General features: G+C 65.3%; 22 protein-coding genes. 7 read left to right on the top strand and 15 right to left on the bottom strand.

Going from position 1 to position 24,362, the window contains the following annotated elements; all coding sequences use genetic code 11:
- Nucleotides 1-51: 51 nt before the first annotated feature.
- The 10 genes from EAG14_RS01375 to EAG14_RS01330 form a co-directional block, all read right to left on the bottom strand.
- A complete protein-coding gene (locus tag EAG14_RS01375; protein ID WP_121727846.1) occupies nt 52-801 on the bottom strand; it encodes a 5'-methylthioadenosine/adenosylhomocysteine nucleosidase in 750 nt (249 codons plus the stop codon).
- A 174-nt stretch (nt 802-975) separates the two neighbouring features.
- Nucleotides 976-2,655, bottom strand: a complete 1,680-nt coding sequence (locus EAG14_RS01370; protein WP_121727845.1) for a long-chain-fatty-acid--CoA ligase — start codon at nt 2,653-2,655, stop codon at nt 976-978.
- A gap of 130 nt (nt 2,656-2,785) precedes the next feature.
- Nucleotides 2,786-4,210 carry an NAD(P)(+) transhydrogenase (Re/Si-specific) subunit beta gene (locus EAG14_RS01365; RefSeq protein WP_121727844.1) on the bottom strand — a complete coding sequence of 475 codons (1,425 nt, stop codon included), beginning with the start codon at nt 4,208-4,210 and terminating at the stop codon, nt 2,786-2,788.
- Nucleotides 4,211-4,222: 12 nt separating this feature from the next.
- Nucleotides 4,223-4,552 (bottom strand): NAD(P) transhydrogenase subunit alpha, encoded by a 330-nt coding sequence (locus tag EAG14_RS01360; protein WP_099657003.1) that lies wholly within the window; start codon nt 4,550-4,552, stop codon nt 4,223-4,225.
- Between the two features lie 23 nt (nt 4,553-4,575).
- The gene (locus EAG14_RS01355) at nt 4,576-5,127 is read right to left on the bottom strand and encodes a phenylacetic acid degradation protein (RefSeq protein WP_121730239.1); all 552 of its coding nucleotides are present in this window, start codon (nt 5,125-5,127) and stop codon (nt 4,576-4,578) included.
- A 78-nt stretch (nt 5,128-5,205) separates the two neighbouring features.
- On the bottom strand, nt 5,206-5,994 hold the full coding sequence (locus tag EAG14_RS01350) for a hypothetical protein (RefSeq protein WP_240456900.1): 789 nt from the start codon (nt 5,992-5,994) through the stop codon (nt 5,206-5,208).
- 14 nt (nt 5,995-6,008) lie between these two features.
- The gene (locus tag EAG14_RS01345) at nt 6,009-7,124 is read right to left on the bottom strand and encodes a Re/Si-specific NAD(P)(+) transhydrogenase subunit alpha (protein WP_121727843.1); all 1,116 of its coding nucleotides are present in this window, start codon (nt 7,122-7,124) and stop codon (nt 6,009-6,011) included.
- 420 nt (nt 7,125-7,544) lie between these two features.
- Nucleotides 7,545-8,609 (bottom strand): class II fructose-bisphosphate aldolase, encoded by a 1,065-nt coding sequence (gene fba / locus EAG14_RS01340; protein ID WP_121727842.1) that lies wholly within the window; start codon nt 8,607-8,609, stop codon nt 7,545-7,547.
- Between the two features lie 113 nt (nt 8,610-8,722).
- The gene (locus EAG14_RS01335) at nt 8,723-10,129 is read right to left on the bottom strand and encodes a histidine kinase dimerization/phospho-acceptor domain-containing protein (RefSeq protein ID WP_121727841.1); all 1,407 of its coding nucleotides are present in this window, start codon (nt 10,127-10,129) and stop codon (nt 8,723-8,725) included.
- Nucleotides 10,126-10,818 (bottom strand): response regulator transcription factor, encoded by a 693-nt coding sequence (locus EAG14_RS01330; RefSeq protein ID WP_099743628.1) that lies wholly within the window; start codon nt 10,816-10,818, stop codon nt 10,126-10,128. Before EAG14_RS01330 ends, EAG14_RS01335 begins: the two co-directional genes overlap by 4 nt.
- 141 nt (nt 10,819-10,959) lie before the next feature.
- Between EAG14_RS01330 and EAG14_RS01325 the strand changes: the two genes are divergently transcribed.
- On the top strand, nt 10,960-11,712 hold the full coding sequence (locus EAG14_RS01325; RefSeq protein ID WP_121727840.1) for a phosphatase PAP2 family protein: 753 nt from the start codon (nt 10,960-10,962) through the stop codon (nt 11,710-11,712).
- Entirely contained in the window at nt 11,699-12,280 is a 582-nt protein-coding gene (locus tag EAG14_RS01320) for a phosphatase PAP2 family protein (protein WP_121727839.1), read from the top strand. Before EAG14_RS01325 ends, EAG14_RS01320 begins: the two co-directional genes overlap by 14 nt.
- Here the strand turns inward: EAG14_RS01320 and pyk are convergent.
- Together pyk and EAG14_RS01310 are read right to left on the bottom strand one after the other, a co-directional pair.
- Entirely contained in the window at nt 12,213-13,649 is a 1,437-nt protein-coding gene (gene pyk, locus EAG14_RS01315; RefSeq protein WP_099657008.1) for a pyruvate kinase, read from the bottom strand. The genes EAG14_RS01320 and pyk overlap by 68 nt on opposite strands.
- A gap of 114 nt (nt 13,650-13,763) precedes the next feature.
- Nucleotides 13,764-15,155, bottom strand: a complete 1,392-nt coding sequence (locus tag EAG14_RS01310; RefSeq protein WP_121727838.1) for an aminopeptidase P N-terminal domain-containing protein — start codon at nt 15,153-15,155, stop codon at nt 13,764-13,766.
- A 162-nt stretch (nt 15,156-15,317) separates the two neighbouring features.
- Between EAG14_RS01310 and EAG14_RS01305 the strand changes: the two genes are divergently transcribed.
- Entirely contained in the window at nt 15,318-16,193 is an 876-nt protein-coding gene (locus EAG14_RS01305) for a hypothetical protein (RefSeq protein WP_205603477.1), read from the top strand.
- A gap of 30 nt (nt 16,194-16,223) precedes the next feature.
- On the opposite strand, the gene EAG14_RS01300 is transcribed toward EAG14_RS01305, so the two are convergent.
- Nucleotides 16,224-16,952 carry a nucleotidyltransferase family protein gene (locus EAG14_RS01300; protein WP_121727837.1) on the bottom strand — a complete coding sequence of 243 codons (729 nt, stop codon included), beginning with the start codon at nt 16,950-16,952 and terminating at the stop codon, nt 16,224-16,226.
- A gap of 71 nt (nt 16,953-17,023) precedes the next feature.
- Nucleotides 17,024-17,452, bottom strand: a complete 429-nt coding sequence (gene speD, locus EAG14_RS01295; protein ID WP_121727836.1) for an adenosylmethionine decarboxylase — start codon at nt 17,450-17,452, stop codon at nt 17,024-17,026.
- 139 nt (nt 17,453-17,591) lie between these two features.
- Here speD and tkt point away from each other — a divergent pair, with 139 nt between their 5' ends.
- Nucleotides 17,592-19,685, top strand: a complete 2,094-nt coding sequence (tkt, locus tag EAG14_RS01290) for a transketolase (RefSeq protein ID WP_121727835.1) — start codon at nt 17,592-17,594, stop codon at nt 19,683-19,685.
- A gap of 91 nt (nt 19,686-19,776) precedes the next feature.
- Complete coding sequence (gene gap, locus EAG14_RS01285) at nt 19,777-20,775, top strand: type I glyceraldehyde-3-phosphate dehydrogenase (RefSeq protein ID WP_099657013.1); 999 nt, start codon at nt 19,777-19,779, stop codon at nt 20,773-20,775.
- Between the two features lie 189 nt (nt 20,776-20,964).
- Here the strand turns inward: gap and EAG14_RS01280 are convergent, their stop codons facing one another.
- Nucleotides 20,965-21,975: an aldo/keto reductase gene (locus EAG14_RS01280; protein WP_121727834.1), complete on the bottom strand. Its 1,011-nt coding sequence runs from the start codon at nt 21,973-21,975 to the stop codon at nt 20,965-20,967.
- A gap of 644 nt (nt 21,976-22,619) precedes the next feature.
- Between EAG14_RS01280 and EAG14_RS01275 the strand changes: the two genes are divergently transcribed.
- Complete coding sequence (locus tag EAG14_RS01275) at nt 22,620-22,928, top strand: luciferase family protein (protein WP_099657015.1); 309 nt, start codon at nt 22,620-22,622, stop codon at nt 22,926-22,928.
- A gap of 97 nt (nt 22,929-23,025) precedes the next feature.
- The gene (locus tag EAG14_RS01270; protein WP_121730237.1) at nt 23,026-24,339 is read left to right on the top strand and encodes a flavin-dependent oxidoreductase; all 1,314 of its coding nucleotides are present in this window, start codon (nt 23,026-23,028) and stop codon (nt 24,337-24,339) included.
- Nucleotides 24,340-24,362: the final 23 nt, after the last annotated feature.

Below are 24,362 nucleotides of genomic sequence, written 5' to 3'. Positions count from 1 at the left end.
CATCAAAATGATCGCTAGCGCCTGCTGAATAAGCGCTAGCAGCTATTAATTTCATAGCTTTTGCAGAAAACCCAGCATGATGTGTTCGGCGTAGCGTGTTGCCACGGTGTTCACAAACGCGGGGAAGTCCACGTGCGCGGTGTCGTCGGCGCGGTCGGAGATGGTGCGCATGGCGGCAAAGGGCAGGCCGTAGTCGTGGCAGACCTGGGCGACGGCGGCGCCTTCCATTTCCACGGCCAGCACATCGTGGCCAGCGTCGCGCAGGGCGGTGCGCAGGCCCTGGGCCTCGGCGGCGGCGCTCACAAAGCGGTCGCCGCTGGCCACCAGCCCGTGGTGCACCCTTGGCTGGCTTGTTATCAATCTGGAATCAAATAGGCCCCTAGCACTTTCTACATAAGCGCTGGCAGCTTCCAAAAGCATAGCAGTCAGTGCTGCATCACAGCCCAGGCGGGTGCGGGCGTAGCCGGGCAGCTCCCAGCGCGGAAAGATGGGCGAGGCGTCCATGTCGTGCTGCACATAGTCTTGCGCCACCACCACGTCGCCCACCTGCACGCCATCGCCCACACCCCCGGCCACGCCGGTGAACACGATGCGCGCCACGCCAAACCGCTCTGCCAGTGCGGTGGCCGTGGTGGCCGCGGCCACCTTGCCAATGCCAGACAGCGCCAGCACCACGGAGCGCCCCTGCCAGTCGCCCCGCCAAAAGGCCCGCCCCGCATGCACGATGCGCTGGGGCTGCGCCAGGTGCGGTAGCAGGGAGCTTTGTTCTTCGGGCAGGGCGCTGAGGATGGCGGTGGTCATAGAGGAAATGTTCCGGGATAGGTAACGGCGCAAGCCACTGCGCCATGACAAACGGCCCCAGCGGGGCCGTTCCTTTTTCAAACGATGTGCATGTGCAACCGCTTGTGGCTGCGGCCGCTACGCTTCACGTTGCTACGCAACATGAGCCTTCGCCGCAAGAAGTGCCCCTTCGGGTCACTTCTTGTCGCGCAGCTCTCTGCGCAGGATCTTGCCCACAGGCGTCTTGGGCAGCTCGGTGCGGAACTCGATCACGCGGGGCTGCTTGTAGCCGGTCAGATTGGCCTTGCAGAATTCCTTGACCTGGGCTTCGGTCAGGGCCTGGTCTTTCTTGACGATGACCAGCTTCACGGCCTCGCCGGTCTTCTCGTCGGGCACGCCCACCACGGCGCATTCGAGCACACCGGGCAGGGCTGCCACCACTTCTTCAACCTCATTGGGGTACACGTTGAAGCCGCTGACCAGCACCATGTCCTTCTTGCGGTCCACGATCTTGAAGTAGCCGCGCTCGTCCATCACGCCCACGTCGCCCGATTTGAAATAGCCGTCTTCGGTCATGACCTTGGCGGTTTCGTCAGGGCGCTGCCAGTAGCCCGCCATCACCTGCGGGCCCTTGATGGCGATCTCGCCCGACTGGCCCAGGGTGGTGACTTCGCGGCCCTCGTCGTCCAGCAGCTTGATGAGCGTGCTGGGCAGGGGGGCGCCGATGGTGCCGGTGAATTCCTTGGCGGTGACGGGGTTGCAGCTGACGATGGGCGAGGTCTCCGACAGGCCATAGCCTTCGCAGATAGGGCAACCCGTCTTGTCCAGCCACAGCTTGGCCACCGCGCCTTGCACCGCCATGCCGCCGCCCACCGACACCTTCAGGTTCTTCCAGTTGACGGTGTTGAAGTCGGGGTGGTTGGCCAGGCCGTTGAACAGCGTGTTCACCGCAGGCAGGCTGTGGAAGGTGTGCTTGGACAGCTCCTTGAGCACCGCAGGCAGGTCGCGCGGGTTGGGGATGAGGATGACTTTGCCGCCCGTGCGCATGCCCAGCATCATGTTCACCGTGAAGGCGAAGATGTGGTACAGCGGCAGCGCGCACACGCTGGTGGGCTGCTCGCCTGCGGCCAGCGACTTCATCACCGGCTCGTTCCAGGCCTCGGCCTGCAGCACGTTGGCAATCACATTGCGGTGCAGCAGCACCGCCCCCTTGCTCACGCCGGTGGTGCCGCCGGTGTACTGCAGCAGGGCAATGTCGTCGGGCTTGATGTCGGCAGGTTTGAAGCTGCCGCGCTCACCCTGGGCGATGGCGTCGTTGAAGCGCACCGCGCCGGGCAGGCTGTACTCGGGCACCAGCTTCTTGACGTTGCGCACCACGTAGTTGACCAGCATGCCCTTGAGGAAGCCCAACTGGTCGCCCATGGCGCACAGCACCACGTGCTTGACGGGGGTGTTGGCAATGCACTGCTGCAGCGTGGAGGCAAAGTTCTCGATGATGACGATGGCCTTGGCGCCCGAGTCCTTGAGCTGGTGCTCCAGCTCGCGCGGGGTGTACAGCGGGTTCACGTTGACCACCACAAAGCCTGCACGCAGCACGGCGGCCACCACCACAGGGTACTGGGGCACGTTGGGCATCATGATGGCCACGCGGTCGCCCTTGGCCAGGCCCTGGCCCTGCAGGTAGGCGGCAAACGCACGGCTCAGCGCGTCGGTCTGCGCAAAGCTGATGTCCTTGCCCATGAAGCTGTAGGCCACACGGTCTGCGTAGCGGCCAAAGGCCTCGTCCATCAGCGCCACCAGGGAGGCGTATTGGGTGGGGTCAATGTCAGCGGGTACGCCTTGCGGATAGGCGGCCAGCCAGGGGCGGTCGGTCATGCGTGTCTCTCCAAACTTCTCTGTCGGTGGAGCCCGGTCTTGTGGTGGCCGGTGGTGCTCCGTGGTTGCTAAAAAACTCTGTGATGTCGCCCGAAGGCCATCCCTGCGGGCGGCGCTCTCGGGGAGGGCCTTACTCCAAGGCCTTTCCAATGTCTTCGACCACCTTCTTGGCGTCACCGAAGACCATCATGGTCTTGTCCATGTAGAACAGCTCGTTGTCCAGGCCCGCATAGCCCGCGGCCATGGAGCGTTTGTTCACGATCACCGTTTTGGCCTTGTAGGCTTCGAGGATGGGCATACCGTAAATCGGGCTGCCCTTGGTGTGGGCAGCGGGGTTCACCACATCGTTGGCGCCCAGAATGATAGCCACGTCTGCCTGCCCGAATTCGCCGTTGATGTCTTCCATCTCAAACACCTGGTCGTAGGGCACTTCGGCTTCGGCCAGCAGCACATTCATGTGGCCCGGCATGCGCCCCGCCACGGGGTGGATGGCGTATTTCACGGTAATGCCTTTTTCGGTGAGCTTGGCCGCCAGCTCTTTGACGGCATGCTGCGCGCGCGCCACCGCCAGGCCGTAGCCGGGCACGATGACCACGGTCTCGGCATTGCCCAGCACAAAGGCCACATCGTCGGCGCTGCCCGTCTTGACGCTGCGCTGCACCTGCGCGCCCGCCGCCGCGGTGGCGGTGTCGCCGCCAAAGCCGCCCAAAATCACGTTGAAGAACGAGCGGTTCATGGCCTTGCACATGATGTAGCTCAGGATCGCGCCCGAGCTGCCCACCAGCGAGCCCGCAATGATCAGCATGGAGTTGTTCAGGCTAAAGCCAATGCCCGCTGCCGCCCAGCCCGAGTAGCTGTTGAGCATGGACACCACCACCGGCATGTCCGCCCCACCAATCGGGATGATGATGAGCACGCCCAGCACGAACGACAGCGCCAGCATGGCGAAGAAGGCTGTCCAACTCTCGGTGGCCACAAACAGCAGCCCCAGCCCCACGGTGGCTAAACCCAGCACCAGGTTCAGCAAATGCTGCCCGGCAAACTGCACGGGGGCACCTTGAAAAAAGCGGAACTTGTACTTGCCCGAGAGCTTGCCAAACGCAATGACCGAACCACTGAAGGTGATGGCCCCGATGGCCGCACCCAGGAACAGCTCCAGCCGGTTGCCCACCGGGATGGGCTGGCCCTTGGCCACGATCTGGAACGCCCAGGGCTCGGCCACGGCGGCCACGGCAATGAACACCGCCGCCAGGCCGATCATGCTGTGCATGAAGGCCACCAGCTCGGGCATCTTGGTCATCTCGACGCGGTTGGCCATCACCGAGCCCGCCGCGCCGCCCACCAGCAGCGCACCCAGCACATACACCATGCCCTCGGCCTTGCCGCCCGACAGCTCCACGATCAGCGCCGCTGTGGTGAGGATGGCAATGGCCATGCCCACCATGCCAAAGAGGTTGCCCCGGATGGAGGTGGTGGGGTGCGAGAGCCCTTTAAGGGCCTGGATAAAGCAGACGCTGGCGACCAGGTACAGCAGCGTGACAAGGTTCATGCTCATGCCATCTGCTCCTTATTTGATAGCTTCTTGCGCTTTATCCACGGGCGCTTTACGCTCTTTTTTCTTGAACATCTCCAGCATGCGCCGGGTGACCAGGAAGCCGCCAAACACATTCACCGCCGCCAGTGCCACGGCCAGCACCCCCATGGTTTTGCCCAGCGGCGTCTCGGTGAGCGCCGCCGCCAGCATGGCCCCGACGATGACGATGGCCGAGATGGCATTGGTCACCGCCATGAGCGGGGTGTGCAGGGCAGGCGTCACCGTCCACACCACGTGGTAGCCCACATAGATGGCCAGCACAAAGATGATGAGGTTGATCAACGTGGGCGAGACAGCATCCATGGGGTTCTCCTGTGGGGACGGGGTTAACCGGGATTGGCCGAAGACCAGGGGCTTGAGGCCGCTTTCCTTTTGGCAAAGTAAGCATCCACGGCGTCCAGCAGCTTTCGCTGGGCGTCGTTGATGGGGGGCTCAATGTCGGCGGCGGCGCGCATCACAGCCTGCAGGGTTTGCACGTGGTAGTCGGTGAACTTGTCCGCACTGCGGGCCAGCACATCCGGCAATTCGCTCAGCGCCAGCGCCCGGCTGCGCAGCAAGTGGGCGCTGGCCACCCATAAATTGGCGGCATCGGACTCGTTCATTTGCAGGTGCTGCTGCAGCAAGGACTGCACACCCGCCTTCTGGGCCGTGGTGATGGCACCCGTGGTCTGCACCGTGGCCAAGGCCAACACGGCCACCACGTCTACAGGGTGGTCCAAGGCATACAGGGGCGGCGTGCTCACCTTTTTGCGCCATGCCCGGCGGTGGAAAAAAGTCAGCGGGTTGAGCCACCCCACATCAATGCCAAAGCGGCGCAAGGCCTCCATGGCCATGGTGAAGGTGATGACCAACCCCAGGATCTGCAAAATAACTCCCACGTTCCAACCCTCCGCTTTTTGATTGTTTGTTTTCTTGTGGTCCACACCGCTGCCCACCAGGGCAGCACCCCGGCACGCCTACAACTTCGACTCGGGAATCGGGAACGCTGGCAGGGCCAGGTACCCGTCCATCATGCTGACGCTCTGGCGTGCGGCCTGCGCCACTTTCTGGGCCCAGTCTTGCGCGGGGTAGCCAGCGCGCAAAAACTCTTCGTTGTTGATGGTCTTGGGGCGCACCAGGCGCTGGTCGGCGACGATGTTCACTTCCACATACGCGCCGCCTTGGGTGGCGTAGCGGTAGTTGAGGTGCGACACCGGGCGCGTGAAGGCCACCTTGTGGTCGGCCATCCAGCGCACCAACTCGGGCTGGTTCTTGTCCAGCCAGTCGCGGTTGTTGGCCCAGCGCTTGAGGCGCAGGCAGTCCACACGCACCGGGCTGGCCTGGGCGGCGTCTTCCACCCACACACCGTCCTGGCGCGGGCAGGTGCCAGTCCACAGCGTTTGCTCACGCGGGTAGTTGGTGCTGTTGGTCTGCACCAGCGCCACCGCCAGCAGTTCCTTGTCGGCACCGCGCAGCCCCACGGCACGGGTCTGCAAGGGGATGGTGCCCGGGGCGGGGCGCACGGGCAGGGCCACGGTGCTTTGGCCCAGGTCTTCCCAGGTGCCTTCCGGCAGGGCCAGCCGCGCACGGCCTACGGGGTATTCAGGGGTGGCTGCAGGCTTGACGGGGGCACAGGCCACCGTGGCCAGCACGCCCGCCGCCACCACGGCACGCAGGCCCCACTGGCGCAGCGCGCCCACAGCACGGGCGGGCTCAGAAAAAAGGGAGGCAGTGTTCAAACGGGTCAGCCGGGTAAATAAGGTCATGCGTGTCGAAAGGGTCATGCGCGTTTCAGGGTGCCTTCGTGGGCCATCAGGCAGGCGGCCACGATGTCGTCCTGCATGTCCACATGCAGGGCACCTTCCTTGTTGATGATGAGTTTCAAAAAATCCAGAACGTTGCGAGCGTACAGCGACGACGCATCGGCCGCGACCAGGGCGGGCAGGTTGGTCTCGCCCACCAGCGTCACGCCGTGCTTGACCACGGTGCTGCCGGGCTCGGTCAGCGGGCAGTTGCCGCCCTGCGGCGCGGCCAGGTCCACGATCACCGAGCCAGCCTTCATGGCCTGCACCATCTCGGGCGTGACCAGCACGGGCGCCGGGCGGCCTGGAATGAGCGCCGTGGTGATGACCACATCGGCCTGCGCCACGCGCTTGGCGACTTCCATCTTTTGCCGCTCCAGCCAGCTGGGGGGCATGGGCCGGGCATAGCCGCTCACGCCTTCGGCGGCCTCTTTTTCTTCGGCCGTTTCGTAGGGCACATCGATGAACTTGGCGCCCAGAGATTCCACCTGTTCCTTGACGCTGGGACGCACGTCCGACGCCTCGATCACCGCGCCCAGCCGCTTGGCCGTGGCAATGGCCTGCAGGCCCGCCACGCCCACACCCAGCACCACCACGCGCGCGGCTTTCACCGTACCGGCGGCCGTCATGAGCATGGGGAAAAAGCGCTGGTAGCGGTCGGCCGCGATCATCACGGCCTTGTAGCCCGCAATGTTGGCCTGGGAAGAGAGCACGTCCATGCTCTGGGCACGGGTGGTGCGTGGCGCGGCCTCCAGGGCGTAGGCCGTGACACCCGCCGCCGCCAGCCGCTGCAGACCGGCGGCATCAAAGGGGTTGAGCATGCCCACCAGGGTGGTGCCGCTGCGCAGCCAGGGGGCTTCGGCCTCTGACGGGCAGCGCACCTTGAGCATCAAAGGGGCCCCCCAGGCGCCTGCGGCGTCGGTGATCTCGGCCCCTGCGGCCTCATAGGCCGCATCGGTCACGCTGGCGGCCAGGCCCGCCCCCGACTGCACACGCAGGCTGTGCCCCAGGGCGGTGAGCTTTTTGACGGTCTCGGGCGTTGCCGCGACCCGGGTTTCCCCGGCCACCGTCTCTGCTGGCACTCCTATGAACATGTCATCTCCTCACGTTGGGGAACCCGGTGGTCGTTCAGATTTCTGAACGGCAGCTTACATGAAGTTGTTTTGGCGGCATGGGGGGTTTACCGCACTTGGCGGCGACTTTGCTGCGTTGTGTCAGCCAATGAACGCAAGGAGCCTGTCGGGCTTGGAGCGTCGACAGCGAAAACCAACGGTTTCGACAAAAGCGGCCCCAGCGAGGACAGTTTTTGCCGAATTTGCAGCCCCATAGCCGAGCTATGGGGCAAAAAGGCGGTAAAAAATGGACCGCTGTGGTCGGTTTGCAGCCGACGATTTCCAAGTCCGACAGGCTCCTGGCCCCCAAAGAAAAAGCCCGAAAGCACCAGGTGCTTGCGGGCTGTGCGGACGGGCAGACCACTGCGGGTAGCGCCCCGGCGCCTCACCCGCGTGTCCCCATCAGTTCACCACCTGGGCCAGAGCGCCCGAAGCGTATTGCGCGGCAATGGTCTGCAGGCTCAGGCCCTTGATCTTGGAGCCCTGGCCTTCGCAGCCGAACTCCAGGTAGCGCTGCTTGCACACCAGCTTGGCGGCTTCGCGGGCGGGCTTGAGCCATTCGCGGGCATCGAACTTTTCAGGGTTCTCGGCCAGGAACTTGCGCACCGCGCCGGTCATGGCCAGGCGGATGTCGGTGTCGATATTGATCTTGCGCACGCCGTGCTTGATGGCTTCCTGGATCTCGGCCACGGGCACGCCGTAGGTTTCCTTCATCTTGCCGCCGTACTGGTTGATGATGGCCAGCAGCTCTTGCGGCACGGAGGACGAGCCGTGCATCACCAAGTGGGTGTTGGGGATGCGGGCGTGGATTTCCTTGACGCGGCTGATGGCCAGGATGTCGCCTGTGGGCGGACGGCTGAACTTGTACGCGCCGTGGCTGGTGCCGATGGCAATCGCCAGTGCGTCCAGTTGCGTGGCCTTGACGAACTGGGCGGCTTCCTCAGGGTCGGTCAGCATCTGGCTGTGGTCGAGCTTGCCTTCGGCGCCAATGCCGTCTTCTTCACCCGCATCGCCGGTTTCCAGGTTGCCCAGGCAACCCAGCTCGCCCTCGACGGTAACGCCGTACTGGTGTGCCAGCTCCACCACCTTGCGGGTCACATCCACGTTGTAATCGAAGGACGAAGGCGTCTTGCCGTCTTCCATCAGCGAGCCGTCCATCATCACGGAGCCAAAGCCCAGGTCAATCGCGCCCTGGCAGATCTTGGGCGAAGTGCCATGGTCCTGGTGCATCACCAGCGGGATGTGCGGAAAAGCCTCGACCGCAGCCTGGATCAGGTGCTTGATGAAGGGCTCGCCTGCGTACTTGCGGGCGCCTGCGCTGGCTTGCAGGATGACCGGGGCCCCCACCTCGTCTGCGGCCGCCATCACGGCCTGGACTTGCTCCAGGTTGTTCACATTGAATGCAGGGATGCCATAGCCGTTGATAGCGGCATGGTCGAGCAGTTCGCGCATGGAGACGAGAGGCATGGTCGTTGGGTCCGTTGTGGGTGGGTGAGGGGGCGCCAGGGCCCTTCACGGGCTGGCAATTTTTCAGGCGGCCATTGGCAAATGCTTGGTAACCGCTTGGTAACTCTGTGATTTTACCTGGGCGCGGGGAAAGGCTCCTTCAGCAAATCCAGACGGTAGCAGGTGGTGAATGGCACTGGCGCAGGGGCTTGGCCAAACCGGGCGCGGTGCACCTGGGCCACGCGGGTCACGATTTCATGGCCCAGGTGCAGACTGTCCACCGCCACCACGGGGGCGGGCGCGCCGCCTTGGGCAGGGTGGGGCCGCGCACCGTCGTCGCACACCTGCAGCCAAGCCGCCGGGGCCCCACTGTCCTCGGCCCTGTCTTCTGCCATTTGCACCGCAATGTGGGTGCCTGGGGGCGTGTGTTTGAGGGCGTTTTCGATGAGGTTGCGCAAAACCAGGTCCAGCAGCACGGCATGCCCCTGCACCCACAGGCTGGCCGGGGCGCTGACTTCCAGCTCATCGCCCCGCTGCCAGGCCGCCTGGGCATAGTCCGCGCACACACCGCGCGCCATGGCGGCCAGGTCTACCTGGGCCGTCGCGCTGTCCAGCTCAGCACGGCTGGCGCGGGCCAGGGCCAGCAACTGGTTGAGCACATGCCCGGCCCGCAGGGCGTCTTGCCGAATGCGCGCCAAAGCCTGCGCCTGGGCGTCCGGCGCCAGGCCGCCGTCCAGCGCACTGGCTTGCAGCGCAATCGACGACAGGGGTGTGCGCAGCTCATGGGCCACTTCATTGGCCAGCCGGCGCTCGCGGGCCATGGCGGCCTGCTGGCGGTCCAGCAGGGTGTTGATGGAGGCTTCGACAGACTCGAACTCTTTCCAGGCGTTTTGGGAGGCCAGGCGGTGGTCCATGGCCGGGTCCAGCGCGGCCACGTCGTCCGACAGGGCATACAGCGGCTTGAGCCCCCGGCGCAAGGCCAGCCCCAAAGCCAGCGCAATGACAGGCAGCAGCCACAGACCCGGCTCGATCATTTGCTCGGCAATGTCTTCTGCCAGCTCATCGCGCTCGTGCACCGCCACCAGCACCATGATCTTGCGGGTGCGCTCCACGTTCCATTGCGAAAAACCGCGCCAGGCCACGGGCGGTGTGCCCAGTTGCAGGTCAATAAACCCCTCGCGTGCATCGAACGGGGGCAATTGCGCCGAGCCGCTCACCGCCACCAGGCGCCCCTGCGCATCCCACTGCGCCACGCTCAAGGACTGCTGGTAGTCGTGCGCCTTCAGGCCCGGCAGCAGGGTGCGTTCGGTGTGCACGCCATCCACGGCTTCATAAGCGCGCAGGTTCAGCAGCAAGGCGGCCACGCTGGCCAGATGCCCGTCGGTCAGCTCATCGGCCTCGTGAACGCCGGTTTTGTAACCCAGAAAGACAAAACTGCCCCACACCAACACCAGAGCCCCCAGGGACCACAGCAGCAGGTGGCGCGTGAGGGAGGCGCGCCCGCCGGATGTGGGTGCGCGGGGGTCGGCAGGGGCGGTCATGCGGGCTCCTGGGGCATGAAGTAGCCGACTCCGCGCATGGTCATGATGCTGGCGCTGCCCAGCTTGCGGCGCAGGTGGTGGATGTGCACTTCCACCGCATTGCTTTCAATGGCGGCGTCCCAGCTGTAGAGATGCTCTTCGATCTGCTGGCGTGAGAGCACCCGGCCACGCGCCTCGAGCAGCACGCGCAGCACCGAAAACTCGCGCGGTGACATGTCCACCGGCTGCCCCTGGAACCGCACCGTGCGGGCAGCCGGGTCCATCTCGATGCCTGCGTGGCGAATGGTCGGTGCCGCGCGGCCGGCGGCGCGGCGCAGCAGCGCCCTCAGCCGCGCATCCAGCTCGTCAATATCAAACGGTTTGGCCAGGTAGTCGTCGGCCCCCATGTCCAGCCCGGCAATGCGTTGCTGCACCTGGTCCCGCGCGGTCACGATCAGCACCGGCGTGGCGGGGTCCGGCAGCGCAGAGCCTGCACTGCCCGGCGCCGAGCGCAGCCGCTGCAGCAGCACCCCGCCATCGGCATCGGGCAAGCCCAGGTCCAACAAGATGGCGTCAAAGCGCTCGGTGCGCAGGGCATTCCAGGCACTGGCGACATCGCCGCACACATCCACGGCGTAACCGCGTTGCTGCAGCGTGGTGCGCAGGCCGTCGGCAATGCCTGCATCGTCTTCAATCACGAGGATTCGCATGGGGGCATTGTCGCTGCACACCACGTCGGCCCCGGCGCGCCCCAACGCCAAACTTTGGCAGCGGGAGCCCCTCCACCCACTGCCATTTGCATTTTCTTGCACTTTAAGAAGCTGTTAAGGCCCCGTTCCTACAGTGCGGGCATGCTTGATACCCCCCGCTCCAGCCTGGACTACCCCGGCAACCGCACCCTGCTGGCATGGACCCTGGCCTGCTTTGCCTGCCTGATTGCCTGGGATGCCTCAGGAAAAGACCTGGCCATGGCCCAGCTTTTTGGGTCAGAAGCCGGTTTTCCGCTGCGGGAGCAGTGGTTTTTCGTGCATGTCATGCACGAAGGGGCCCGCCGGTTGGGCTGGGTGGTCGTGTTGCTGCTGGCGCTGGGGGTGTGGTGGCCCAAGGGCATCCTGCGGCAGCTTCAGTTGAGCGAGCGGCTGCAACTGGCCAGCAGCGCCTTGCTGGCCTTGGCCGTGATCAGCATTTTCAAGAACATCAGCAATACCAGCTGCCCCTGGGACCTGGCGGAGTTTGGCGGAGTGGCCCGGCACGTGTCGCACTGGGCGCTGGGCATTCTGGACGGCGGCGGCGGACGCTGCTTTCCGGCGGGCCACGCCTCGGCAGGCTTCGCGTTTTTAGGGGGCTACTTCGCGCTGCGGCGCAGGCACCCACGGGCCGCCTGGGCGTGGTTGGGCGCATCGCTGCTGGCAGGCTTCATTCTGGGTGGCGCGCAGCAGGTGCGTGGCGCCCACTTCATGAGCCACACCCTCTGGACCGCCTGGCTGTGCTGGACGGCTGGCTGGCTGTGGGACATGGCGTTCCAGGCCTGGAGACAGCACGCCGTCTTTCTCGACAGCACCCCTGCAACCCTGGGGGCTTCGCAGCACCGTGCTCACTCTTGATCAAAGCCTCTTTGAGGCCATCAACGCGGGGCCTGCAACCCCCTTGTTTCTCATTGCCCTGGCCCGCTGGGTCTCCGTCACCCTGCCCTTGCTGGTGGGTGCGGCCCTGGCGCTGTGGTGCGTGCTGGGAACTCGCGAACACCGGTGGGTGATCGCCAAGGCGTTGGTGGCCATGGCCGTCACCTGGGTCGGCGTTCACCTGCTGCGCTGGGGGGTTCCGGCGCCTCGCCCGGCCCAGTTGGGTTTGGGCATCCAGTGGCTGGAGCATGGCGCCAGGGCGGGCTTCCCGAGCATGCATGCAGCGCAGGCCTTTGCCCTGGCCACCAGCCTCGCCTTGTGCCGCATGCCCCGGTGGGCAGGGGTGGCATTTTTAGGGGCTACCGCCATCGCCTGGAGCCGCGTCTTCCTGGGCGTGCACTTTCCGCTGGATGTGCTAGCAGGCGCCACCACCGGCATCCTGGCCGCTGGCGCCACGGGCTGGCTGGTGACGCAAGCGCCGCTCAGCTGGCAACGCAGATTTTCAGCATATTCGTCCCACCCGGCGCGCCCATGGGCTCGCCGCAGGTGATGGCGTAGACATCGCCCTTTTGCACGATGTTGCGGCTCTTGAGGTGGCGCTCTGCCTGCTCCAGGGCCGTGTCGCGGTCAGCGCTGGTGTCCATCAGCAAGGGGCGCACATTGCGGTACATGGCCATCTTGCGCTGGGTGGCGATCTTGGGGGTCAGCGCATAGATCGGGATGTGGATGCGGTGGCGGCTCATCCACAGGGCCGTGGCGCCGCTGTCGGTCATGGCGACGATGGCTTTGGCCCCCAGGTGGTGGGCTGTGAACAATGCGCCCATGGCGATGGACTGGTCGATGCGGCCAAAGGTCTGGCCGGTAAAGTCTGCGTCTTGCGGGTGGTCTTCTGCGGCTTCGGCAGCGGCGCAGATGGTGGCCATCTCGATCACCGTCTCCAGCGGGAACTTGCCTGCGGCGGTTTCCGCGCTCAGCATCACAGCATCGGTGCCATCCAGCACGGCGTTGGCCACGTCACTCACCTCGGCACGGGTGGGCACGGGGTTGGTAATCATGCTTTCCATCATCTGCGTGGCGGTGATCACGACCTTGTCGAGCTGGCGCGCCATGCGGATCATTTTCTTTTGCAGTGCGGGCACGGCGGCATTGCCCACCTCCACCGCCAGGTCGCCACGCGCCACCATGATGCCGTCGCTCACGCGCAGGATGGCTTCGAGGTGCGGGATGGCTTCGGCACGCTCAATCTTGGCGATCAGGCCGGGCTTGTGGCGGTATTCGGCCGCAGCCACGTTGCACAGCTGGCGGGCCATTTCCATGTCGGTCGCGTTTTTCGGAAAGCTCACGGCCACGTAGTCGGCCTGGAAGCTCATGGCCGTGCGGATGTCTTCCATGTCCTTGGCCGTGAGGGCCGGTGCCGTGAGGCCGCCGCCTTGCTTGTTGATGCCCTTGTTGTTGGACAACTCGCCGCCCAGCTTGACGGTGGTGTGCACCTCTTCGCCACGCACGGCGTCCACCGTGAGCACGATCAGGCCGTCGTTGAGCAGCAGCAGGTCGCCCGCCTTCACGTCACGGGGCAGCTCCTTGTAGTCCAGGCCCACACCGTTGATGTCGCCCGGCTCGGTGCGCGAAGCGTCCAGCACAAACTTGGCGCCCGGCTCCAGAAACACCTTGCCTTCGGCAAACTTGCCCACGCGGATCTTGGGGCCCTGCAGGTCGGCCATGATGGCCACTTCGCGCCCGGCACGCTGGGCCGCAGCGCGCACTGTGGCGGCGCGGTCGATGTGGTCTTGCGCCTTGCCGTGGCTGAAGTTCAGCCGCACCACGTTGACGCCCGCTCGGATCATCGCCTCCAGCAATTGCGGGTCGCTGGAAGCGGGGCCCAGGGTGGCAACGATCTTGGTGGCGCGGCGAATGGCCATGGTGTGTCTCTTTCGCGTGGATGTAATCGGGTTTCAATTTTCACACGAAATCGGTTACATCCCCGTTACCAGAAAACCCTGACACGCCGCCTGGAAACTCGCCCCGGTGACGGGTCAATCGCGCATCAGCGCTTCGATCTCATCGCCATCCACCGGCACATCGCGGGTGATCAACTCGCAACCGCTGTCGGTGACCACAGCGTCGTCCTCGATGCGGATGCCGATGTTCCAGAACGCCTCTGGCACCCCTTCGGCGGGACGCACGTACAGCCCCGGCTCGATGGTCAGCACCATGCCGGGCTGCAGCACGCGGCTGGGGCGGTTGGTGATGGTCTCGCCCGAAAGCGGGTCCTTGCGCTCGCTGGTTTGCCCCACCTCGCCGGGCTCCACGTAGCTGCCGCAGTCGTGCACGTCCATGCCCAGCCAGTGGCTGGTGCGGTGCATGTAGAACTGGAAGTAGGCACGCTTTTCGATCACGTCCTGCGCGGTGCCGAACTTGTTCTTGTCGAGCAAGCCCAGGTCGAGCAGGCCCTGCGCCAGCACGGCCACCGTGGCGTCGTGCGGGTCGTTGAAGCGGGCGCCGGCCTTGGTGGCGGCAATGGCGGCCACCTGGCTTTGCAGCACCAGGTCGTACAGCGCGCGCTGCGGGCCGGTGAACTTGCCGTTGGCCGGAAAGGTGCGGGTGATGTCGCTGGCGTAGCCGTCGAGCTCGCACCCCGCGTCGATCAGCACCAGCTCGCCATCGCGCACCGGGGCCGCGTCGGCACGGTAGTGCAGCACGCAGGCATTGGCCCCGGCCGCCACGATGGAGCCATACGCGGGGTACTGTGAGCCACCCTCGCGGAAGGCGTGTAGCAGCTCGGCATCGAGGTGGTATTCGCGCACATCCTGCCCCGCGCGCAGCATGCGGGCCGAGCGCTGCATGGCACGGATGTGGGCCTGGGCGCTGATCTGGCTGGCGCGGCGCATGGTGTCCAGCTCGTGCGCGTCTTTGATAAGGCGCATTTCATCGAGCAAGGTGCAGGCATCGCTTTGCTCGGTGGGGCACAGGGCCCCGTAGCGCACACGGGCCCGCACGGCGTTGAGCCAGCCCTCCACGCGCGCGGCCAGGCCTGCATGCGTGGCAAACGGGTACCAGACGCAGCTGCGGTTTTCCAGCAGGCGGGGCAGCTGGGCGTCCAGCACGGCGGCCGACTGTGCAGCGTCCACTCCCAAGGCCTCGGGCGCGGCGGCGGGGCCCAGGCGGTAGCCGTCCCAGATCTCGCGCTCCAGGTCTTTGGGCTGGCAAAACAGCGTGCTGTGCCCCTCGGCCGTGAGCACCAGCACCGCGCCGGGCTCGGTAAAGCCGGTCAGGTAATAAAAGTAGCTGTCGTGGCGGTAGATGAAGTCGGTGTCCCGGTTGCGCGGGCGTTCGGGCGCGGTGGGAACGATGGCGATGCCGCCAGCGCCCAGCATCGAGGCGAGGCGGGCACGGCGCTGGGCGTAGATGGATTGCGTTGCATTCATGCGCACATTTTGAGCCCAACCGACACCGCCCCCGGGTTGTCGCAGAGAATCCACTCCCGTTGGTCCAGATACTCACGGCCCAAAACCTGCCGACCCCTGCTGGCAAAGTCCCTGATGCGGACGCCCGGGGCACCACGGCCTTCTTCCCATTTGCACCTATCCATGTCGAACTTTTTCCTGACGACTTTCGTGCCCGCCCTGGGGGTGGTGATCACAGCCCTCTTGCTGATCTACGGCGTTTACTACCGCTGGGTTGATGTGCCGCAGAAGTGGCTGCTCACCCCAGCGGCTGTGGCGGGGTTGGTGGTAGTGGCGGTGCTGTGCAATGGCTGGCTGGGCGTGAAGATGTACCTGTCGCAAAGCGCCCAGCAAGCCTGGCACGACAGCGCCGCCGTGCGCGCCAGCCGCGAGCGCTTTGTGCTGCCGCAAGACTTCCAGTACGGCGAGTTGCTGATCCCGGCGGGCAGCCTCGTCAACCGCACCGACCCGTTTGACCGGGGCGAACCCACCCGCCCGCTGGCCCTGCATGGCTTGGATGCGGTGCGATTCCCGCAGCCGGTGGAGGTGGCGGGCGTGCAGGTCAACGCGCTGCAAGCCCTGCCCATGCGCATGGAGTTGGCAGAGAACCAGCGCATCGGCCCGGTGTACCGCTATGACACCGCCAGCCAAAGCTGGGTGCCTAACAAGGTCGTCCCCTACATCAACTGCAAACAAGGGCAGATCGCCACCTTCCAGGTGCCGCACATCGACTACGACGTGCGCGCCGAAGTGGGCAAGGCACCACCGGACGGCCCCAATGCGCGCTTTGCGCCCAGCCAGTGGCTGTTCAAAACCTGCGAAGCCGCGCCGCCCGTCACCGTGCAGCCCGCTGCGCCAGTTGAAGGCGACACGGTGTGGGTGCTGCCCGCCCCCGTAGCTCCTACCGCCCCCGAAACCGCAGAGGGCGCCAGCGCAGCCGCCAGTGCACCGGCGTTGCCGACCCAACCAGCCGCATCGGCAGCGACCGCCGTGCCACAATCCCCCGCCGCATCCAAATGACGGTCTGGGCCACCGATGGCCCAGGCGATGTCAACGCTGAAGCTGGGCCAAACGCTCGGGCGTGCCCACATCGGTCCACCGGCCGGTGTAGAGCGATGCGCTGACGCGGCCGAGGTCCATGGCGCGGCGCAACAAGGGCGCCAAGGGCTGGGCCACGCCACCTGGGTTGCCCGGCGGGATGTCACACCACGGCAGCCCAAACAACTCGGCGCGCAGCAAGGCGATGGTGCTGTAGGTGAACCGGGGGGTGGGGTCGTCTGCAGGCAGGTTCAACGCCAGGCCTTCGGGCGAGAGGCCAAAGTCACCACGCAGATGGTGCCCAGGGTTGGGCACCAGCCACAGGTGGGCCAGGTGGTTGCTGGCCTCAAAGGCCTGCACGGCAGTGGCTTCAAACGTGAAGTCGGGCGCAAACACATCGCCCGCCGCCAGCCAGAACACCGGCCCCAATTGCGGCAGCGCACGGGCAATGCCGCCCGCCGTCTCCAGCGCCCCGCCAAAGTCCACGCCCTCGTGCGAGTATGAAATTGATAGCTGCTCGCGCTTATCCAGTGCGCCCTGGAGGCCAAAATGACTTAAAAATCGGTCGCTGATCTGCTCGCCCAGCCACGCCGTGTTGATCACTGCCTGGCGCACCCCGGCATGCGCCAGAGCCTGCAAGTGCCACTGCAGCAGCGGCTGGCCCTGCACCACCAGCAAGGGCTTGGGGCAGGTATCGGTCAGCGGGCGCATGCGCTCGCCACGGCCAGCGGCCAGCAGCATGGCGGGCACCTGGTGAGCGCCGGAGAGAGAGGAAAACTGGGGCGACAAAAGGGACTCCAAAGCGATGGGGATCAGACCACGGCAGCGCCGGGCGCAGTTGGCGATTGAGGGGCACTGGGCTCAGGGGCCAACTCGCCCCGCTGCAAGGCATGGCGCTGCACGGTGGTTGCGTCCAGCAAAGCCAGCAGCGCGTTCATCAACGCATGGGCCTTGGCGCTGTGGTCGGCGCCAAAGTTGCACACGTACACGTCCAGCGTCACGGCGGCCTGCTCGGGCCAGGTGTGCACGCACAGGTGCGACTCGGCCAGCAGCACGGTGGCCGTGACGCCGCCGGGGCCATGCACCGTGGCCGGAAAGGCATGAAACACCTGCCCCACCGCCTGCAACCCCGATGCCTGCACCGCCTCCAGACAGGCGCGCCCCAGGGCGGCGGCATCGGTCAGCCACAGCGGCGCGCAGCGGCATCCGTGAAGGTCGGCGGTGAGGTGCAATCCGTGCATGGGGCTGCACTGTAGTGCATCGACTGCCCCCAACGCGGGGTACCGACACGGTGCGCAGGGCAAGCCGAGCGAAGTGAGCGCTGCGGCCCCGGTAAAATAGGCGGTTTCCCTGATTCCACCCACCTGAACCCCAGACCCCATGGCCAACACCCAGCAATCTCAACAGATGGCAAATGCGATCCGCGCATTGGCCATGGACGCCGTTCAACAAGCCAATTCCGGCCACCCCGGCGCCCCCATGGGCATGGCCGACATGGCCGTGGGCCTGTGGGCTCGCCACCTCCAGCACAACCCCACCAACCCCCACTGGTTTGACCGCGACCGTTTCGTGCTGTCCAACGGCCACGGCTCGATGCTGATTTATGCGCTGCTGCACCTCACGGGCTACGACCTGCCCATGAGCGAGCTCAAGAACTTCCGCCAGCTGCACAGCAAGACCGCAGGCCACCCCGAAGTGGGCGTGACCCCCGGTGTGGAAACCACCACCGGCCCGCTGGGCCAGGGCATTACCAACGCTGTGGGCTTCGCGCTGGCCGAAAAGCTGCTGGCCGCTGAATTCAACCGTGACGGCCACGCCATCGTCAACCACAACACCTACACCTTCCTGGGCGACGGCTGCCTGATGGAAGGCATCAGCCAGGAAGCGATTTCTCTGGCAGGCGCCTGGAAGCTGAACAAGCTGATCGCCCTGTACGACGACAACGGCATCTCCATCGACGGCCAAGTGGCCCCCTGGTTTGCCGACAACACCGCCCTGCGCTTTGTCTCGGCCGGCTGGAACGTGATTGGCCCCATCGACGGCCACGACGCCGACAAGGTGGCCGATGCCGTTGCCGAAGCCAAGAAGCAAACCGAGCGTCCTTCGCTCATCATCTGCAAGACCCACATCGGCAAGGGCAGCCCCAACCGGGCCAACACCTCCAAGGCCCACGGCGAGCCCCTGGGCGCTGAAGAAATCAAGCTCACCCGCGAAACCCTGGGCTGGACGGCGGAGCCCTTCGCCATCCCCGAAGACGTGTACGCCGGCTGGGACGCCAAGGCCAGCGGCCAAAAGGCCGAAGCCGCCTGGAACGACCGCTTTGCCGCCTACAGCAAGGCCTTCCCCGAGCTGGCTGCTGAGTTCACCCGCCGCATGAAGGGCGACCTGCCCGCCCACTTTGCCCAAGTGGCCGTGGACACCGTGGTGGCCGCCCACACCAAGGGCGAAACCGTGGCCAGCCGCAAGGCCAGCCAGATCGCACTGGAAGCCTTCACCGCCGCCCTGCCCGAGCTGCTGGGCGGCTCGGCCGACCTGACCGGCTCCAACCTCACCAACACCAAGAGCACGCCCAACCTGCGCTTTGACCAGCAAGGCGCTGTGGTGCAGACCGAAGTGGCCGAAGGCAAGAAGATCGGTGGCCGCCACATCAACTACGGCGTGCGCGAATTCGGCATGGCCGCCATCATGAACGGCGTGGCGCTGCACGGCGGCTTCATCCCCTACGGCGGCACCTTCCTGACCTTCAGCGACTACAGCCGCAACGCCATCCGCATGGCCGCGCTGATGAAGCAGCGCGTGATCCACGTGTTCACGCACGACTCCATCGGGCTGGGTGAAGACGGCCCTACGCACCAGTCCATCGAGCACGTGGCCAGCCTGCGCCTGATCCCCAACCTGGACGTCTGGCGCCCTGCCGACACGGCCGAAACCGCCGTGGCCTGGAGCGTGGCGCTGTCCAACCGCACCAAGCCCACCGTGCTGGCCCTGTCGCGCCAAAACCTGCAACACCTCTCGGCCGTGGCCCCCAAGCGCGTGCTGGGCGACATCAGCCGTGGCGCCTACGTGCTGTCCGAGCCTGCCGACGTGGGCCTCAAGAAGAAGGCCCAGGCAGTCATCATCGCCACCGGCTCTGAAGTGCAGCTGGCCATCAAGGCCCAGCGCCTGCTGGCCGACAAGAAGATCGCCGTGCGCGTGGTCTCCATGCCCAGCACCACCACGTTCGACCGCGAAGACGCCAAGTACAAGAGCAGCGTGCTGCCCGCTGGCGTGCCCCGCGTGGCCGTGGAAATGGGCGTGAGCGACGGCTGGTGGAAATACGGCTGCGCCGCCGTGGTCGGCATCGACACCTACGGCGAATCGGCCCCTGCGCCGGTGCTGTTCAAGCACTTCGGCTTCACCGAAGAAAACGTGGCCGACACGGTGCTGGTCGCCATCGGTGCTGCACGCCTGAAGCCCGCCAAAAAGGCCCGCTGACACTCTTCCTGCCCGCTGCGCCCCGCTGCCAGCGGGCGCGGGGCGGCAGGTTTCTGATTTCGACTTTGCAACCTTGGAGAGACTACTAGCTATGACGATCAAGATTGGTATCAACGGTTTCGGCCGTATCGGCCGCAACGTGCTGCGCTCGGCCATCCAGAACTTCAGCGACATTGAAGTGGTGGGCATCAACGACCTGCTGGAGCCCGACTACCTGGCTTACATGCTGCAGTACGACTCGGTACACGGCCGCTTTGACGGCACCGTAGCTGTCGAGGGCAACACCCTGATCGTCAACGGCAAGAAGATCCGCCTGACGCAAGAGCGCGACCCCGCCAACCTGAAGTGGAACGAAGTCGGCGCCGACATCGTGATCGAATCCACCGGCCTGTTCCTGGACAAGGCCTCGGCCCAGAAGCACATCGATGCGGGCGCCAAGAAGGTGCTGCTGTCGGCCCCCTCCAAGGACGACACCCCTATGTTCGTGTTTGGCGTGAACCACACCAGCTACGCTGGCCAGGCCATCGTGTCCAACGCCTCGTGCACCACCAACTGCCTGGCCCCCGTGGCCATGGTGCTGAACAACAAGTGGGGCATCAAGCGCGGCCTGATGACCACCGTGCACGCAGCCACTGCCACGCAAAAGACCGTGGACGGCCCATCGAACAAAGACTGGCGCGGCGGCCGCGGCATTCTGGAAAACATCATCCCTTCGAGCACTGGCGCTGCCAAGGCCGTGGGCGTGGTGATCCCAGCGCTGAACAAGAAGCTGACCGGCATGTCCTTCCGCGTGCCCACCTCCGACGTGTCGGTGGTGGACTTGACGGTGGAGCTGGACAAGGCCGCCACCTACGAAGAAATCAAGGCCGAAATGAAGGCGCAGTCCGAAGGCGCACTCAAGGGCGTCTTGGGCTACACTGAAGACAAGGTAGTGGCTACTGACTTCCGTGGCGACACCCGCACCTCCATTTTCGACGCCGACGCAGGCATTGCCCTCGACGGCACGTTCGTGAAGATCGTGAGCTGGTACGACAACGAATGGGGCTATTCGAACAAGTGCCTGGAAATGGTGCGCGTGATTTCCAAGTAATTCATGCCCTGCCGAAGATTTGAGTTGAAGAAGCGATAGAGAAAACTACCACCTTTAAAGCCGGGGCTCCGTCAGGGGCTCCGGCTTTTTTTTGCCTGCACCACAGCGGGTGCAAAAGGCCCTGGGCATCGCGCCTTGCCCCGCACAACGTTGTGCCGAGGCCAGGCCCCTAGGCCTTGCTCACGGCCCTCAGGCCGCAAAGTTCTCGGTATCCACCTCGCTGGCACTTTGCGCGTTGTAGCGCCCGCCCACCACGGCCTGCGGTGTGTACAGCGCCTGCAGCCGCTCGATCACCCCGGAAGACAAATGCACCTGCGCCGCGCCCAGGTCATCGTGCAAGTGCTCTACGCTGGTGGTGCCGGGAATGGGGATGATGTGCTCGCCCTTGTGCAGCAGCCACGCAATGGCCAGCTGCGCCAGCGAGCAACCCACCTCTTGGGCAATAGCGCGGTAGCTGTCCAGCAGCTTCAGGTTGGCCGCATAGTTGTCAGGCGCAAAGCGCGGCATGCTGCGGCGGATGTCCTTGGCGTCCAGGGTCGATACGTCCGTCAAATCACCGCACAGGTAGCCACGCGCCACCGGGCTGAAGGCCACAAAGGCCACGCCCAGATCGCGGCACGCATCGAGCACAGCAATCTCAGGGTTGCGCGTCCACAGCGAGTATTCGGTTTGCAGGGCCGCTATCGGGTGCACGGCATGGGCCCGGCGCAGCGTGGCGGCAGACACTTCTGACAGACCGATGCTGCGGATCTTGCCCGCACGTACCAGGTCGGCAAGCGCGCCCACGCTGTCTTCAATGGGCACGCTCTTGTCCCAACGGTGCAGGTAATACAGGTCAATCACATCCGTCTGCAGGCGGCGCAGGCTGTCTTCACAGGTCTGGCGCAACGTGGCGGGGCGCCCGTCAATCACACGCACCAGCTTGCCATCGCCATTCACATCCACACCCTGCATGCCGCATTTGCTGGCCAGGGTGAAGCGGCTGCGGTGCGGCTTCATCACACGGCCCACCAGGGTTTCGTTGGCGCCAAAGCCGTAGAGCATGGCCGTGTCGAACAGCGTCACGCCCGCATCCAGCGCGGACAGCAGCACGCGTTCGCCCTGCTCGGCAGACACCGGCGTGCCATAGGCGTGCGAGAGGTTCATGCAGCCCAGGCCAATGGCCGAGACGGAGAAGGGTCCAAGGTTTCTTTGTTGCATGGCGTGAGCTTACGGCAAGCGCGGCAACCCAGCGGGTGGCTAGGGCTTGGGTGTGAAGGGGTGATGACCGCCAGACGCAGAGCGCAGGCCATCAAGCTATAGTGGGCAGCGGTGAAGCCTGCAGGGCTTCACGGATTTTTATACCTGCTCTTTGAGCAGTGCATCGACCGCAATGCCAAGCTGCAAGCCGCTTTCAGGAGGAAGCCGTGTCCAGAATACCCCGCGCGCCCCAGTTGATCCCGCAGGTTTTACTGTCTAAATTGCGTTAAATGGCATGAGACATCTGGCGCGCGTTCGCGGCGTTCTTAGCCGGATCCCGTCGGGAGTAGCCACGTTTCTCGCCTTCGCGCTGCTCATCGGAGGAGCCCTGGCACTTGTGCCCTTTCTACCGCCGCTCCGAGACGCTCATACTGAGTGCCGTACACGGTGTGCGCCTCGAGTGGGGAAGGTAGTCTCGGACAAAGAATACCCAATGTCTGCCCGGGGCGTGTATCGAGAGAAATGCACATGCTCCTAACCGCTGGCTTCCACTCAACATGTCAGTCAACCGGACAGCCTTCGGCGGCCGATCACTTTCATGTTAAGCCGCAAGCACGTCGCCACACCAGACCTTCAAAACTCCAAACCCCACGCAGCCCACGCCCATGCTCAAGCAACAACTTCTGCAGGCACTTGCCACCATCGACGGGCTGACGGCCGAACCCTCCCCCGTGTCGGGCGGAACAGCCCTTTTCTATCAGGGGCGCGAGTTTGCGCACTTTCACAATGACAACGAGCTTGATGTGCGACTGACCAAGAAGGTCATCCAAGCCGAGGGATTGGCTCACCCCACTGGTTCCGTTCACCACCCAACCCGCTCGCCTTCCTCACCCTGGATCGAAGTGCGCTTCAGAACAGCGAGTGAAGTGGACCGAACTGCTGAGCTGGTCAAGCTTGCTATCGGCCAGCTCTAGACCGCCTCGCTAAACCCCCACCCATTCTCCCCATTCTCCCCATTCGCCTGCGGCGTTCGCGACAAGCCTCGCCCGCCATTGCATGGACAATCTCGCCATGTCTGGCACCACTCCCTCCCACACCTCCTCCCCCCGCCCCGTGCTGATTGCCGGTGGCGGTATCGGTGGCATGGCCACGGCCCTCACCCTGCACCAGATCGGTGTGCCTTGCATCGCCTTTGAAACGGTGCCAGAGCTGCAGCCGCTGGGCGTGGGCATCAACCTGCAGCCCAACGCCGTGCGGGAGCTGCACGACCTGGGGTTTGGCAACGATGTGCTGGACACGATTGGCCTGCAGGCGCGTGAGTGGGCGCTAGTGGGGCGCAATGGGAACGAGGTGTATGCCGAGCCACGGGGCCTGGATGCGGGCTACCACTGGCCGCAGTATTCGGTGCACCGGGGGCAGCTGCAGATGATGCTGTTCAACGCCGTGCGAGAGCGCCTGGGAAACGATGCTGTGCAACTGGGGCAGCGGGTGGTGGGCTACCGGCAGGATGCGGAGGGCGTGACGGCCATCATCGAGACGCGCGATGGCGAGCGGCGCGAAGTGGCGGGCTCGCTGCTGATTGCGGCCGATGGCCTGCACTCGGCCGTGCGGGCGCAGATGCATCCCACGCAGCCGCCCATCCAGTGGGGTGGCGCCATCATGTGGAGGGGCACCACGCCGGGGGTGCCGGTGCGCACGGGCGCGTCGTTTGTGGGCGTGGGCTCACTGCGGCACCGCGTGGTGTGCTACCCCATCACACCGCCCGACCCGGCCACGGGCCTGGCCACCATCAACTGGATTGCCGAGATCACGGTGGACAACCAGGGCGGCTGGCAGCAAGGCGACTGGAACCGGCGCGTGGCGCTGGAAGAGTTCATTCACCACTTTGACGGCTGGAACTACAGCTGGCTCGACGTGCCCGCCATGCTGCGCGGCGCGAAGGACGTGTTTGAGTACCCCATGATCGACCGCGACCCGGTGCCTACCTGGGTGGACGGCCGCGTGGCGCTGCTGGGCGATGCGGCGCATGTGATGTACCCCGTGGGCTCCAACGGTGCGAGCCAGGCCATTGTGGATGCGCGCGTGCTGGGCGCTCAATTGGTCGCGCATGGCGTGGGCCCGCAGGCGCTGCGCGCCTACGACGACAAGCTGTGCAAGGACATCTCGGCGCTGGTGCTGCGCAACCGGGGCTCTGGCCCCTTTGGCCTGCTGGGGCTGGTGGACGAGCGCTGCGGCGGGGTGTTCGACCACATCGACGACGTGCTGCCGCGCGAGGAGCGCGAGGGCTTCATGGCCCGCTACAAGGCGGCGGCGGGCTTTGCGATCGAGACGCTGAATGCGGCACCGCCCACCATTGCGCCGGGGCAGCGTGTGGCCGGGGGCTGAAAGAAACCCTGGCAGCGGAGCTG

Source organism: Acidovorax sp. 1608163, from assembly GCF_003669015.1.
Classification (GTDB): Bacteria; Pseudomonadota; Gammaproteobacteria; order Burkholderiales; family Burkholderiaceae_C; genus Acidovorax.
This window is presented reverse-complemented; position numbering and strand designations above follow the sequence as displayed.

Bases quoted from the DNA above. Each gene is read 5' to 3' on its own strand.
- EAG14_RS01375 (WP_121727846.1), bottom strand. From the start codon at position 801: ATGACCACCGCCATCCTCAGCGCCCTGCCCGAAGAACAAAGCTCCCTG.
- EAG14_RS01370 (WP_121727845.1), bottom strand. From the start codon at position 2,655: ATGACCGACCGCCCCTGGCTGGCCGCCTATCCGCAAGGCGTACCCGCT.
- EAG14_RS01365 (WP_121727844.1), bottom strand. From the start codon at position 4,210: ATGAGCATGAACCTTGTCACGCTGCTGTACCTGGTCGCCAGCGTCTGC.
- EAG14_RS01360 (WP_099657003.1), bottom strand. From the start codon at position 4,552: ATGGATGCTGTCTCGCCCACGTTGATCAACCTCATCATCTTTGTGCTG.
- EAG14_RS01350 (WP_240456900.1), bottom strand. From the start codon at position 5,994: ATGACCTTATTTACCCGGCTGACCCGTTTGAACACTGCCTCCCTTTTT.
- EAG14_RS01345 (WP_121727843.1), bottom strand. From the start codon at position 7,124: ATGTTCATAGGAGTGCCAGCAGAGACGGTGGCCGGGGAAACCCGGGTC.
- fba (WP_121727842.1), bottom strand. From the start codon at position 8,609: ATGCCTCTCGTCTCCATGCGCGAACTGCTCGACCATGCCGCTATCAAC.
- EAG14_RS01335 (WP_121727841.1), bottom strand. From the start codon at position 10,129: ATGACCGCCCCTGCCGACCCCCGCGCACCCACATCCGGCGGGCGCGCC.
- EAG14_RS01330 (WP_099743628.1), bottom strand. From the start codon at position 10,818: ATGCGAATCCTCGTGATTGAAGACGATGCAGGCATTGCCGACGGCCTG.
- EAG14_RS01325 (WP_121727840.1), top strand. From the start codon at position 10,960: ATGCTTGATACCCCCCGCTCCAGCCTGGACTACCCCGGCAACCGCACC.
- pyk (WP_099657008.1), bottom strand. From the start codon at position 13,649: ATGGCCATTCGCCGCGCCACCAAGATCGTTGCCACCCTGGGCCCCGCT.
- EAG14_RS01310 (WP_121727838.1), bottom strand. From the start codon at position 15,155: ATGAATGCAACGCAATCCATCTACGCCCAGCGCCGTGCCCGCCTCGCC.
- EAG14_RS01305 (WP_205603477.1), top strand. From the start codon at position 15,318: ATGTCGAACTTTTTCCTGACGACTTTCGTGCCCGCCCTGGGGGTGGTG.
- EAG14_RS01300 (WP_121727837.1), bottom strand. From the start codon at position 16,952: ATGCTGCTGGCCGCTGGCCGTGGCGAGCGCATGCGCCCGCTGACCGAT.
- speD (WP_121727836.1), bottom strand. From the start codon at position 17,452: ATGCACGGATTGCACCTCACCGCCGACCTTCACGGATGCCGCTGCGCG.
- tkt (WP_121727835.1), top strand. From the start codon at position 17,592: ATGGCCAACACCCAGCAATCTCAACAGATGGCAAATGCGATCCGCGCA.
- gap (WP_099657013.1), top strand. From the start codon at position 19,777: ATGACGATCAAGATTGGTATCAACGGTTTCGGCCGTATCGGCCGCAAC.
- EAG14_RS01280 (WP_121727834.1), bottom strand. From the start codon at position 21,975: ATGCAACAAAGAAACCTTGGACCCTTCTCCGTCTCGGCCATTGGCCTG.
- EAG14_RS01275 (WP_099657015.1), top strand. From the start codon at position 22,620: ATGCTCAAGCAACAACTTCTGCAGGCACTTGCCACCATCGACGGGCTG.
- EAG14_RS01270 (WP_121730237.1), top strand. From the start codon at position 23,026: ATGTCTGGCACCACTCCCTCCCACACCTCCTCCCCCCGCCCCGTGCTG.